This window comes from Sphingomonas sp. KC8, assembly GCF_002151445.1.
Classification (GTDB): Bacteria; Pseudomonadota; Alphaproteobacteria; order Sphingomonadales; family Sphingomonadaceae; genus Sphingomonas_E.
In genome coordinates this window covers 2,318,673-2,330,742 of sequence record NZ_CP016306.1, presented here as the reverse complement: position 1 = coordinate 2,330,742, position 12,070 = coordinate 2,318,673, and the positions used below count along the sequence as shown (strand labels likewise).

The window sequence follows — 12,070 nt, the reverse complement described above, 5'->3', positions numbered from 1 at the left end:
GGGCGGCGGCGCCCTGTTGTTACATTGCGTTGACGGCGGCGGCCGCATTGCCACCCGCGTCTTCGATCGCGTCAGCGCGATTTTCGCCTTCCTCGCGCAGCGCATCGGCCTGATCCTTCAGCGCGTCGGCCTGGATTTCGTTGGTGGTGGTGTCGGCGACGGCATCCAGCTGGTCGGCCTGATTGTCATAAGCCTGCTCGACATTGTCGGCGGCCGCATCGCTGCTTTTGCTGCCACAGGCGGCCAGCGCGGCGAAAGCCATGATGGCGCTGAGCTTGAGAATCCGGTTCATGCACGTCCCCTGCTTTGCTTCGCGACGGCCGAAAAACATGTCCACGGCCGAGGGGGTGGAAGCGATGAAACGCGCAACGGTTCCCAAAATCGCGACGAAGCGAGGGATGCGCGGTGATGGAATGCTTGGAAAGCGGGGTGTTTGCGTCGCGCGCTGCCGTGCGCGGAACGGTTAAGTCCGGGGGGTTCTGTTGCCCGGCCCCCCCGGGGGCCGCTGGATTCCGCTTCTGTTGCCCGGTGCGGACCGAACCGCGCTTAAGCCTTATAACTTCGTCCGTGAGGACTCAGTTATGCAGCAATCGCGAGCGCCTCGTTGTCGTTGGCACTTGTAGGTTTTGAACGGTTTTGCGGCGCATTCAGGCCGGGCAAAAATATCGTCTTTGAATACACGTCGATCCTAGTTCGGCCCCGTCAGGAGCCCCGGACCTGAAAGGCCTGGGGTTTCTGGTGGAGCCGCCGGGTACCGCCCCCGGGTCCGCTGCATCTATTCCACGACATCATTTATCACCATAGCCGGGCGAACCCGGCACCCTCCATATAGGGCGGCGGAACGATGTTGAGAAGCCCTGCTTGTGCGCGATGCAGGGATCAGTTGAGCGGGCGCTTCTTCAGCTCGTCGCGGATTTCGCGCAGCAAGGCGACGTCGGCCGGTTCGGCGGCAGCGGCTTCTTCGGCCTTGGGCATCGCCCGGTTCACCGCGCGTACGACCAGGAAGATGATGAAGGCGACGATGAGGAAATTCACTGCGATGGTGATGAACTGGCCATAACCCAGCAGCGGCACGCCCGCGGCCTTCAGGTCGGCATAGCTGCTGAGCGAACCCTTATACCCTTCGGGCACGTCGCCAAGGCGGACGAAATAGCCCGAAAAATCCAGCCCGCCGAATATCTTGCCGATGACCGGCATCAGGATATCGTCGGTCAGGGATGTGATGATCTTGCCGAACGCGGCGCCGATGATCACGGCGACGGCAAGGTCGATCACATTGCCGCGGTTGATGAAGGTCTTGAACTCATTGAGCATGGTCTGGTCTCCCTGCTGGATGGCGCTTTGTCCTGCCGTTGCCCGCCAAGATCAAGCGCCTGATTGCCAGCAGCGGCGACGCCGCCTAAGCGCGGGGCATGAACGAGAATGAAGTCGAAATCATGTGGCGCGGCCGTTTCATCGAAGCGCGGCGGCGCGACACATGGGAATATGTCGGTCGTCCGCGCGGGATCGAGGCCGCCGTCATCCTGGCTATCGACGACGGCCATGTCCTGCTGGTCGAACAATATCGCGTGCCGTTGCAGGCGTCCTGCCTCGAACTGCCGGCCGGGCTTGTCGGCGATGAAGAACAGGGCGAAGCGATCGAAAGTGCCGCCGCGCGCGAGCTGGAGGAAGAAACCGGCTACCGTCCCGGCCGGGTCGAATCCGCCGGGCGCTTCGCTTCCTCGCCGGGCATGGTCTCGGAAACATTCACCCTCGTCGTCGCGCATGATCTGGTGAAAGTCAGCGAAGGCGGGGGCGTGGCGGGCGAAAATATCCGTGTCCACCGGGTGCCGCTGGCCGAAATCGCGGCCTTCATCGCGGCCAAGCGGGGCGAAGGGCTGGTGATGGACGTGCGCCTGCTTTTGCTGCTGGGCGCGGGGCTGATCGGATCAATGCACCGTTAGCAGGGGCGAGCGCCCGTAACGTGGCTTGCCCCGGTGCGTTTGGCCCTTTAAGCGAAGATATCATGTCAGCACCGATCCTTATTGCACCGTCCATCCTGTCCGCCGATTTCGCCAAGCTGGGCGAGGAGGTCAGGGCGGTCGACGCGGCGGGTGCGGACTGGATCCATGTCGACGTGATGGATGGCCATTTCGTGCCCAACATCACCATCGGCCCGTCGGTGGTGAAGGCGCTGCGCCCGCATTCGGCAAAGCCGTTCGACGTCCATCTGATGATTTCCCCGGTCGACGCCTATCTGGAGGCGTTCGCCGATGCCGGGGCCGATATCATCACCGTCCACCCCGAAGCCGGGCCGCACACCCACCGCACGGTGCAGCGGATCAAGGCGCTGGGCAAGAAAGCGGGCATTTCGCTCAACCCGGCGACGCCTGCCAAGATGCTCGATTATCTGCTCGAAGATATCGATCTCGTTCTGGTGATGAGCGTCAATCCCGGTTTTGGCGGGCAGAGCTTCATCACCAGCCAGCTGCGCAAGATCGAAGCGATCCGCAAATCGATCGACAAGCTGGGCAAGCCGATTCACCTCGAAGTCGACGGTGGCATCGACATTGGCACGATCCGCAGCGCGCGTGATGCGGGCGCGGATGTGTTCGTCGCCGGCACGGCCACGTTCCGCGGCGGTCCGGGGGCCTATGCCGCCAACATCGCGGCGCTGAAGGCGGCGTGAGCGCGGTTGGCCCGGTCGATCCGCCCGCGGTCGACGGGCCGGACGGGATCGAACCCGGCAAGCGTTTGATCCGCGTGGCCACCGATCAGGGTCTTTCGCTGGCCGAACGGCTGGCCAATCGCCTGCACAAGCTGGCATGGCGCACGCCGCTGCACGCGCTGCGCCTGCGCGGCCGCTATCCCTTGAAGCTGCTGGCCGTGCCGGCCGATCCGATCGCGGGCGATCCCGCGCTCGGCCAGGCGATCCTGGCCGGCCATATCCAATATGGCGGCGAGGCGATCGCGCTCAATACGCTGGATTTCAGCGCACTTGGGGTATCATCGGCGCTGGCGGATCATGTCCACAGCTTTGCCTGGCTGCGCGATCTGGCCGCCGCCGCCCCGCGCGATCAGGCAGCGCCGATCGCCGAACGGGTGTTGCGGCAATGGATTGCGGCGTTCGGCAATCATGTCGCCGAACCGGCGTGGCGCGCCGATCTGTGGGGCCGGCGTATCCTGTTCTGGGCGTCCTATGCGCCCCTCATCCTGTCGAGCGGTGATCTGGTTTACCGTTCGGCGGTGCTCAACGGCCTTGCCCGTGGCGCGCGCCATCTGGATCGCGGGGCAGACAAGGCGCCGCAGGGTCCGGCGCGAATCGCGGCCTGGTGCGGGGTCGTCGCGGCCGGGCTGCTGGTGCCCGGTGGCGAACAGCGGTTGGCGCATGGCGAAGCGGGTTTGGCCCGCGCGCTGGGGCAGGCGCTTTATGGCGATGGTGGGCTGGCCAACCGGTCACCCGTCGCGCAGCTCGAACTGATCGAATTGCTGTCGCAGCTTCGTGCCGTTTATCTGGCCCGTCGCCGCGAACCGGCCCCGCTGATCGAAGATGCGCTGGCCCGTGCCGTCCCGGCGTTGCTGGGCGTCACGATGGGCGATGGGGCGCTGTCCAGCTGGCAGGGTGGCGCGCCGGTTGGCGGCCAGCGGGTTTCAGCGGCGATCGAGGCGTCGACGGTGCGCGCCCGGCCGCTGCGGCAGGCGCGCGACTGGGGGTATCAGCGGCTGATCTGCGGGCAGACGGTGATCGTGCTCGATGCAGCCCCCCCGCCGGTATCGCGCGTGGCCAGCGGCGGTTGCGCATCGACCTTGGCGTTCGAACTGTCCGACGCGGGCCAGCGGCTGGTGATCAATTGTGGCGGCGCGCGTGGTGGCGCGCGGCTGCCGGCGGCGCTGGGCGAAGCATTGCGGTCGACTGCGGCGCATTCCACGCTGGTCATCGCCGACAGCAATTCCACCGCGATCCATGCCGATGGTTCGCTGGGGCGCGGCGTTGGCGAGGTGGAACTGGATCGGCAGGAAAGCGATACCGGCAGCCGGGTCGAGGCCAGCCATGATGGCTATGTCCGTCGATTCGGCTTCGTCCATCAACGTCAGCTGGCGCTTGCCGCCGATGGCCGCGAATTGCGTGGCGAAGATGTGCTGTTGCCATCCGGTCGCCGCCGTCGCGCGCATGAAACACGCTTTGCCGTCCGCTTCCATCTGGCGCCCGGTGTCGAAGTGACGCCGACCGCCGATAATCTCGGCGCGTTGCTGCGGCTGCCCGATGGCCGCCTGTGGCAATTCCGCTGTCGTGGCGGGACGATGGCGATCGAAGAAAGCCTGTGGGTGGATGGCGACGGGCAACCCCGGCCATCCTATCAGCTTGTCGTCGAAGGCGTGGCGGCGTCTGGTGGCGCCAATGTCGGCTGGCTGTTCAAACGCGCGGGCTGACGCGCAGCTATGATCGGGCAAGACTGAAGGGTGGCATCGGCGGCGGCATTGGCCTAACGGAAGCGGCAAAATCCCATCAGGACTTTGCACCATGACCGACGTGAAGATCACCCGTGCCCTTCTTTCCGTGTCCGACAAGGCCGGCCTTGCCGATCTTGGCCGTGCGCTCGCCCGCCATGGCGTCGAACTCGTGTCGACCGGCGGCACCGCCAAGGCGTTGCGCGATGAAGGGCTGGAGGTGCGCGACATCTCCGATCTCACCGGTTTCCCGGAAATGATGGACGGCCGCGTCAAGACGCTGCATCCCAAGGTGCATGGCGGCCTGCTCGCGGTGCGTGACGATGCGGCGCACATGGCGGCGGCGGCCGACCATGCGATCGGCATGATCGATCTCGTCATCGTCAATCTCTACCCCTTCGCGCAGACCGTGGCCAAGGGCGCGGAACGCGACGAGGTGATCGAGAATATCGATATTGGCGGCCCGTCGATGGTGCGGTCTGCCGCCAAGAACCACGCCTTCGTCGCGATCGTCACCGATCCGGCCGATTATGGCGCGCTGATCGCCGAAATGGACGCCAAGGCCGGCGCCACCTCGCTCGAATTGCGCCGTCGCCTCGCCGCCACCGCCTTTTCGGCAACCGCCGCTTATGACGCGACGATTGCGTCCTGGTTCGCCTTCGCCGATCAGGGCCAGGCCTTTCCGCCGGCGCTGTCGGTGCCGCTCAGCAAGGGCGCCGAACTGCGTTATGGCGAAAACCCGCACCAGTCGGCCGCGCTCTATCTGCCGACCGGGCCTGCCGCACGCGGCATCGCCCAGGCCGAACAGGTTCAGGGCAAGGAACTGAGCTACAATAATTATAATGATGCGGATGCGGCGCTGGAACTGGTCAGCGAATTTCGCGATGGGCCGCCCACCGTCGTCATCGTGAAACATGCCAATCCGTGCGGCGTGGCATCGGCCGATACGCTGATCGAGGCGTATGAAGCCGCCCTTGCGTGCGACAGCGTTTCGGCCTTTGGCGGCATCATCGCCGTCAACCGCCCGCTCGACGGGCCGACCGCCGAAGCCATTTCGGGCATCTTCACCGAAGTCGTGGCCGCCCCCGCTGCCGACGAAGCGGCCCGCGCGGTGTTTGCCAAGAAGAAGAATCTGCGCCTCTTGATCACCGGCGATCTGCCCGATCCCGCGCGCCCCGGCCTGACGATGAAGACGATCGCTGGCGGCATGCTCGTCCAGTCGCGCGACAATGGCCGCGTGACCCGCGACATGCTGAAAGTCGTCACCAAGCGCCAGCCGACCAGCCAGGAACTGGAAGATTGCCTGTTTGCGTGGACGGTGGCCAAGCACGTCAAATCGAACGCGATCGTCTATGCCAAGGGCGGTTCCACCGCTGGCGTCGGCGCTGGCCAGATGAACCGTCTGGAATCCGCGCGCATCGCCGCCTGGAAGGCCAAGGACGCCGCCGACAAGGCGAACTGGGCGGAACCCCGCACGATCGGTTCGGCGGTGGCCTCCGACGCCTTCTTCCCCTTTGCCGATGGCCTGCTGGCCGCGGTCGAGGCGGGCGCGACCGCGGTGATCCAGCCGGGCGGCTCGATCCGCGACGCCGAAGTGATCGCGGCGGCCGACGAAGCCGGCCTCGCGATGGTGTTCACCGGCATGCGCCACTTCCGCCACTAATATGGTGCCGCCGCCATCCCGATTGTCGATCGGGATGGCGGCGAACCGGATCAATCCTCCAGCGCGGCATCCAGGCTGATGTCGGCGTTCAGCACCTTGGAAACCGGGCAGTTCGCCTTGGCCTTGGCCGCCAGTTCCTGAAACTGTTCGGCGGTGGCACCCGGCACCGTGCCCCGCAGGGTCAGCGCGATCGCGGTGATCGCAAAGCCCGAATCGAGCTTTTCCAGCGTCACTTTCGCGGTGGTTTCCATATTTTCGGCGGTCAGGCCGGCTTCGTTCAGGATCAGCGACAGCGCCATGGTGAAGCAGGCGGCGTGCGCGGCGCCGATCAGTTCTTCGGGGTTTGATCCCTTCTGCCCTTCGAAGCGCGACGCAAATCCATAGGGATAGGCATCCAGCGCGCCGCTTTCGGTGGTGATCGCGCCGCGCCCGTCCTTCAGCCCGCCGGACCAGGCGGCGGACCCTTTTCTGACGATCTTCATGCACCGACTCCTCACATCATGGATGGAAGGGGGCAACATGCGACCAATATATTGCCGGGGAAAGGCCCCGGCCGGGGTCAGGCGGGCCGGCGCGGCTGGATGTTGTTGGCCACCTGCCGCATCACCACGTCGTCATGCTGGTTGAACACGGTGACCTTCACCTTGAGGAAGCCGATATCGGGGCGCGATTTCGGTTCGCTCTTGGCCAGCACCTCGGTTTCCACCCGCAGCGTATCGCCGGGGTAAACCGGCTTCACCCAGCGCATCTCGTCGATACCCGGCGAACCCAGCGAAAAGTGGCCGGTCTTCTGGCCTTCATCGACCAGCATCCGCATCACCATCGCGGCGGTGTGCCAGCCGCTGGCGGAGAGCCGGCCGAAGATCGGGTTGGCGGCGGCGGCGGCATCATCGAGGTGGAAGGGCTGGGGGTCATAGGCCGCCGCGAACGCGATCACTTCGTCGCGGGTCACGGCATAATCGCCGAACCGTTCGACTTCCCCGACCGCATAATCCTCGAAATATTTCGCCACGCCGCTGCCTCAGACGTTGAACCGGAACAGCATCACGTCGCCGTCCTGCACCACATATTCCTTGCCTTCGGAACGCAGCTTGCCCGCTTCGCGCGCGCCCGCTTCGCCCTTGCACGCGACATAATCGGCGTAGGCGATCGTTTCGGCGCGGATGAAGCCGCGTTCGAAATCGGTGTGGATCACGCCGGCCGCCTGCGGGGCCTTGGCGCCCTTTTCCACGGTCCAGGCGCGCGTTTCCTTGGGGCCTGCGGTGAAGAAGGTGATCAGGTGGAGCAGATCATATCCAGCGCGGATGATGCGCGCGAGGCCGGTTTCGGCCAGGCCCAGATCCGACAGGAATTCGGCGCGGTCGGCGGCGGCCAGGGTTACGATTTCGGCTTCGATCGCGGCGGATACGATGACGGCCTTGGCGCCTTCGCTGGCCGCCTTGGCGAACACGCGTTCGGAAAACGCGTTGCCGTTGGCGGCTGACGCTTCCTCGACATTGCAGACGTACAAAACGGGCTTGGCCGTCAGCAGCTGCGCCTGATCGAACACGCGCTTTTCGTCTTCATCCTTGGGCTGGGTCAGCCGCGCGGGCTTGCCGTCGCGCAGCAGATCGAGCGCCTGGCCGAGCACGGATGCCGCCGCCTTGGCTTCCTTGTCGCCCTGTGCGGCCTTCTTGGCGAACGCCGGCACGCGCTTTTCCAGGCTTTCGAGGTCGGCAAGCATCAGTTCGGTTTCCACCGTCTCGGCATCGGCGATCGGATCGACCTTGCCTTCGACATGGGTGATGTCGCCATCTTCAAAGCAGCGCAGCACATGGACGATCGCGTCCACTTCGCGGATATTGGCGAGGAACTGGTTGCCCAGCCCTTCGCCCTTCGATGCGCCGCGCACCAGCCCGGCAATGTCGACGAAGCCCAGCTGCGTTTCGATCAGCTTGGCCGATCCCGCAATTTCCGCGATCGCGTTCATCCGCGGATCGGGCACGGCGACCTGGCCGACATTGGGTTCGATCGTGCAGAACGGATAATTGGCCGCCTGCGCGGCTGCCGTTTCGGTCAGCGCGTTGAACAGGGTGGACTTGCCGACATTCGGCAGGCCGACGATACCGCAGCGGAAACCCATTCTGATACCTTCTGAACAGCGATGCGGCCGCGCGTGGCGGCCGGTGATGGAAAGGGCGATAGTCGTTTGGCGGGCGAGATGCCAGCCTACCGCTGCTGCCTGAGCGCCACTTCGCTCATGAAGCGGGCATCGTCGCCATCGGCCAGCCATTTCGCCTCGCCCGCGATGGCGCCCAGCATGTCGGCCAGATCGTCCATTTCGGCCTTGGCGTAATTGCCCAGCACATGGCCGGTCACGCGGTCCTTGTGGCCGGGATGGCCGATGCCGATCCGCACCCGGCGAAACGGGTTGCCGATATGCGCTTCGGTGGATCTGAGGCCGTTATGCCCGGCGGTGCCGCCCCCGGTCTTCACCTTCACCTTGAACGGCGCCAGATCGAGTTCGTCGTGGAACGCGGTCACGTCGCCGGTGTCGATCTTGTAGAAGCGCATCGCTTCGCCGACCGATCGGCCGCTTTCGTTCATGAAGGTGGCGGGTTTGAGCAGCAGGATTTTCTGCGATCCGATCCGGCCCTCGCGGATCCAGCCCTGAAACCCCTTTTTCTCAGGGGAAAAGCCATGGACCTCGGCGATCGCGTCGATCGCCATGAAACCCACATTGTGGCGGTGGAGCGCATATTGCGCGCCCGGATTGCCAAGGCCAACCCAGAGCTGGGGCATGAAATGGTTCCCGATCCGGAAGACCTGGTGGCCGGATAGCGGCCGTCAGATCATTTCTGGGCTGCGGCGGCAGCCTTGCTGGCTTCGACGATGGCCTTCATGTCGGTGCCAAAGGCATTGAGACAGCCCATCGCTTCGGCGCCGCGATTGGTGCCCTTGAATTCATTGTCGGCGACGCGCAGCGCTTTCACCAGCGGATCGCCCGACAGGCGCTTGGTCACGCGCGATGCGAAAAAGGGCACGGCCTGCGTCAGCGCCGGGATCGCCTTCTTGTCCTGTTCGGACAGCTTGGCTTCGTTCTGGCGCAGCGCGGTTGCGCTGGATGCGGTGGCGACGAAGCAGAATACGTCGCGGTCGGTGGGCTTGGCCGCAGGTGGCGGCGCCTTGGGCGCGGCCGCGGGGGCCTGCGCAAGGGCGGGGTGGGACAGGAGGGCGGCAGCGGCCGCCATGATCGCAATCGTGGTACGGCGCATATCGCCCTCCTGGCTCAATACTGGCTTATTCGCCAGCCGCTTCCGCGGTTTCGTTGTCGCCTTCCTGGCTCTTCAGCGCGGACGGTGCAACGATCGTCGCGATGGTGAAGTCACGATCGGTGATCGCGGCCTTCGAACCACGCGGCAGCGTGACGTTCGAAATGTGGATCGATTCGCCGACTTCCAGGCCCTTGAGCGAGATCTTGACCTCGTCCGGGATCAGGGCGGCATCGACGACCAGTTCGATGTCGTGCTGCACGATGTTGAGCACGCCGCCGCGCTTGATGCCGGGGGCATCAGCTTCGTCGGTGAACACGACCGGCACGTTGACGTGCACGGTGGTGTGCTCGCCGATGCGCAGGAAATCGACATGCTGCGGGCGGTCGGTGACCGGGTGGAACTGGACGTCCTTGGGCAGGGTGCGGATCTGCTGGCCATTGGCCTCGATCATGATCACCGTGTTCATGAAGTGGCCGGTCGACAGCGCCTTCACGAGTGCCTTTTCCTCGACGTGAATCGAGAGCGGTTCCTGCTTGTTGCCGTAAATTACGGCGGGGACGCGGCCTTCACGACGAACTGCACGGGAGGCTCCCTTGCCAGCCCGTTCGCGCGTCTCGGCCGACAGGTTGAGCGTGTCGCTCATATCTTGTCTCCAGTTTCGCTTGGGTTCAACAGCCCGAACCGCCTCCAGGGATGACCGGAACGGGGAAGCGCGCGCATAGTCGAGCAACGCCGCAGAGTCAAAGCGAACCCGGTTTAACGCGGCTTATTGCACCCGTTCGACGGTCAGCCCCCCGGCCTTCAGCATCCGCACCACCGAATCGTCCCCCGCCAGATGCCCCGCGCCGACCGCGACGAAGATCGTCCCCGGCCTGTCGAGCCGCGCCTTCAGCCATTCGGTCCATGCCGTGTTGCGTTTCACCAGCAGTGCATCGCGCAGTTCGGGGGAGACGCGGGCATCCTTGTCGAAACTTGCGGCAATGGCGGCTTCATCGCCGCGCGCCCATGCCGCCAGCATCGCGTCGAATTCCGCCTGCTGGCCGGCGCCGTCATCCACCATCGCGGTCAGGAACTGGCGTTGCGCGGTTTCCGACAGCCCGTCGAGCACGCGCAATTGCTGTTCGGCGGTTTCCAGCGCGTCGATCGGCTTGTTCGCGGCCTTGAACTCGGTTTCCAGTTCCTCTTCCACGCCGCGCCCGCCATCCAGGCCAAGGTCGCTCAGCAACACAGGCATCAGCATCAGCGCGCCGCCCCATGTCTCCATCCCGTTCAGGAACGGCGCGGGCAGCTTGCTGCGGTCGATCAGCACCTGCAGCGCGGCGCGCTTGTCGCCGGCCACCCGATCCACCAGCGGCGGCAGGCCCGGCGTCATCCCCAGCCGGCTGAGCAGCGCGAACGCCTTGGCCGGATCGTTCCGGTCGATCAGCGCCTCGATCACCAGCATGTCCGATTCCCGGAGCGCCTTGTCGATTGCCGCATCGCGCCATTGATAGCCCGCCGGCAGCACATGGATCGTGCCGAACAGCCAGATCGTCGTGTCCGCATCGGCCAGTTTCCACAGCGCGGGGCGCCCGCTTTGCGGCGTTTCGGCATGGGCGGACGGGGTGGCGGTCGGGCTGCACGCGGCCAGGCCGATGGCGACGAATATCGAGAATAGCTTGCGGAGCATGGTCATGCGCGCTTTATCCGGGGTTGTTGTGCACGCGGCAAGCGGCTGTCGCGTGGCTTGCCGCCGGGGGGCCGCATCGCTAGGGTCCGCCGCGATTTTGTGCGCATGCGAAGATGTACCGGGGATCAATGGAAAAGCCACTCTCTTTCCAAGGACTTATCCTGACGCTCCATGATTATTGGAGCAAGCAGGGTTGCGTGATTCTCCAGCCTTATGATGCCGAGATGGGCGCCGGCACCTTCCACCCGGCCACCACCTTGCGCGCGCTTGGCCCCAAGCCGTGGAAGGCGGCCTATGTTCAGCCGTCGCGCCGGCCGACCGACGGCCGCTATGGCGAAAACCCCAACCGGCTGGGCCATTATTATCAGTATCAGGTGATCCTGAAGCCTTCGCCGCCCGATTTGCAGGAACTCTATCTCGGCTCGCTCGCCGCGATCGGCGTCGATCCGCTGCTCCACGATATCCGCTTCGTCGAAGATGATTGGGAAAGCCCCACGCTCGGCGCATGGGGGCTGGGTTGGGAAGTGTGGTGCGACGGCATGGAAGTGTCGCAATTCACCTATTTCCAGCAGGTCGGCGGGTTCGATTGCAAGCCGGTGTCGGGCGAACTCACCTACGGCCTCGAACGTCTCGCCATGTATATTCAGGGCGTCGACAACGTGTACGACCTTGCCTTCAACGATGATGGCGTCAGCTATGGCGACGTGTTCCTCGAAAACGAACGCCAGTTCAGCGCCTATAATTTCGAAGCCGCGAACACCGAGACTTTGTTCCGCTGGTTCCGCGATGCAGCAGACGAGTGCAAGGCGCTGCTCGATCGCGATAAGCCGTTGCCGCTGCCGGCTTATGATCAGGCGATCAAGGCCAGCCATATCTTCAACACGCTGCAGGCGCGCGGGGTGATTTCGGTCGCCGAACGCCAGGCCTATATCGGCCGCGTGCGCGAACTGGCGAAGGGCTGCTGCGCCGCCTGGATGAGCCACAATGGGTGGGCGGAGCCGCCACAGGCTCCATCGGCGCAAAGCGTCGATGGAATGGCGGCGAAGGGGGCGTAAG

General features: G+C 64.9%; 14 protein-coding genes and 1 other RNA gene. 5 read left to right on the top strand and 10 right to left on the bottom strand.

What is annotated here, in order from left to right:
- Window positions 1-19 precede the first annotated feature (19 nt).
- The 3 genes from KC8_RS11045 to mscL all read right to left on the bottom strand — a co-directional run bounded on the left by KC8_RS11045 (window position 20) and on the right by mscL (window position 1,314).
- Complete coding sequence (locus KC8_RS11045) at window positions 20-292, bottom strand: hypothetical protein (RefSeq protein ID WP_037496480.1); 273 nt, start codon at window positions 290-292, stop codon at window positions 20-22.
- A gap of 215 nt (window positions 293-507) precedes the next feature.
- Window positions 508-858, bottom strand: a transfer-messenger RNA (tmRNA) gene (gene ssrA, locus KC8_RS11040).
- Between the two features lie 21 nt (window positions 859-879).
- Window positions 880-1,314, bottom strand: a complete 435-nt coding sequence (mscL, locus tag KC8_RS11035) for a large conductance mechanosensitive channel protein MscL (protein WP_010126206.1) — start codon at window positions 1,312-1,314, stop codon at window positions 880-882.
- A gap of 98 nt (window positions 1,315-1,412) precedes the next feature.
- Here mscL and KC8_RS11030 point away from each other — a divergent pair, with 98 nt between their 5' ends.
- From KC8_RS11030 to purH, 4 genes are all read left to right on the top strand, one after another.
- Window positions 1,413-1,943: an NUDIX hydrolase gene (locus KC8_RS11030; RefSeq protein WP_010126205.1), complete on the top strand. Its 531-nt coding sequence runs from the start codon at window positions 1,413-1,415 to the stop codon at window positions 1,941-1,943.
- A 62-nt stretch (window positions 1,944-2,005) separates the two neighbouring features.
- Window positions 2,006-2,668, top strand: coding sequence for a ribulose-phosphate 3-epimerase (rpe, locus tag KC8_RS11025; RefSeq protein WP_010126204.1), 663 nt, complete (start codon window positions 2,006-2,008; stop codon window positions 2,666-2,668).
- Complete coding sequence (locus tag KC8_RS11020; protein WP_010126202.1) at window positions 2,665-4,410, top strand: heparinase II/III family protein; 1,746 nt, start codon at window positions 2,665-2,667, stop codon at window positions 4,408-4,410. Before rpe ends, KC8_RS11020 begins: the two co-directional genes overlap by 4 nt.
- A 91-nt stretch (window positions 4,411-4,501) precedes the next feature.
- A complete protein-coding gene (purH, locus tag KC8_RS11015; RefSeq protein WP_010126201.1) occupies window positions 4,502-6,091 on the top strand; it encodes a bifunctional phosphoribosylaminoimidazolecarboxamide formyltransferase/IMP cyclohydrolase in 1,590 nt (529 codons plus the stop codon).
- Between the two features lie 50 nt (window positions 6,092-6,141).
- Here purH and KC8_RS11010 read toward each other — a convergent pair whose 3' ends face one another.
- The 7 genes from KC8_RS11010 to KC8_RS10980 all read right to left on the bottom strand — a co-directional run bounded on the left by KC8_RS11010 (window position 6,142) and on the right by KC8_RS10980 (window position 11,020).
- Window positions 6,142-6,573 (bottom strand): OsmC family protein, encoded by a 432-nt coding sequence (locus KC8_RS11010; protein WP_010126200.1) that lies wholly within the window; start codon window positions 6,571-6,573, stop codon window positions 6,142-6,144.
- A 77-nt stretch (window positions 6,574-6,650) separates the two neighbouring features.
- A complete protein-coding gene (locus KC8_RS11005; RefSeq protein ID WP_010126199.1) occupies window positions 6,651-7,103 on the bottom strand; it encodes a MaoC family dehydratase in 453 nt (150 codons plus the stop codon).
- Between the two features lie 9 nt (window positions 7,104-7,112).
- Window positions 7,113-8,213 carry a redox-regulated ATPase YchF gene (gene ychF, locus KC8_RS11000; protein ID WP_010126198.1) on the bottom strand — a complete coding sequence of 367 codons (1,101 nt, stop codon included), beginning with the start codon at window positions 8,211-8,213 and terminating at the stop codon, window positions 7,113-7,115.
- An 86-nt stretch (window positions 8,214-8,299) separates the two neighbouring features.
- Window positions 8,300-8,872: an aminoacyl-tRNA hydrolase gene (gene pth, locus KC8_RS10995; protein ID WP_010126197.1), complete on the bottom strand. Its 573-nt coding sequence runs from the start codon at window positions 8,870-8,872 to the stop codon at window positions 8,300-8,302.
- Window positions 8,873-8,922: 50 nt separating this feature from the next.
- On the bottom strand, window positions 8,923-9,345 hold the full coding sequence (locus KC8_RS10990; protein ID WP_037496411.1) for a hypothetical protein: 423 nt from the start codon (window positions 9,343-9,345) through the stop codon (window positions 8,923-8,925).
- Window positions 9,346-9,370: 25 nt separating this feature from the next.
- Window positions 9,371-9,988 (bottom strand): 50S ribosomal protein L25/general stress protein Ctc, encoded by a 618-nt coding sequence (locus KC8_RS10985; RefSeq protein ID WP_010126194.1) that lies wholly within the window; start codon window positions 9,986-9,988, stop codon window positions 9,371-9,373.
- A 123-nt stretch (window positions 9,989-10,111) separates the two neighbouring features.
- Complete coding sequence (locus KC8_RS10980; RefSeq protein WP_010126193.1) at window positions 10,112-11,020, bottom strand: TraB/GumN family protein; 909 nt, start codon at window positions 11,018-11,020, stop codon at window positions 10,112-10,114.
- Between the two features lie 122 nt (window positions 11,021-11,142).
- Between KC8_RS10980 and KC8_RS10975 the strand changes: the two genes are divergently transcribed.
- Window positions 11,143-12,069: a glycine--tRNA ligase subunit alpha gene (locus KC8_RS10975; protein WP_010126191.1), complete on the top strand. Its 927-nt coding sequence runs from the start codon at window positions 11,143-11,145 to the stop codon at window positions 12,067-12,069.
- The last annotated feature ends 1 nt before the right edge of the window (window position 12,070 follow it).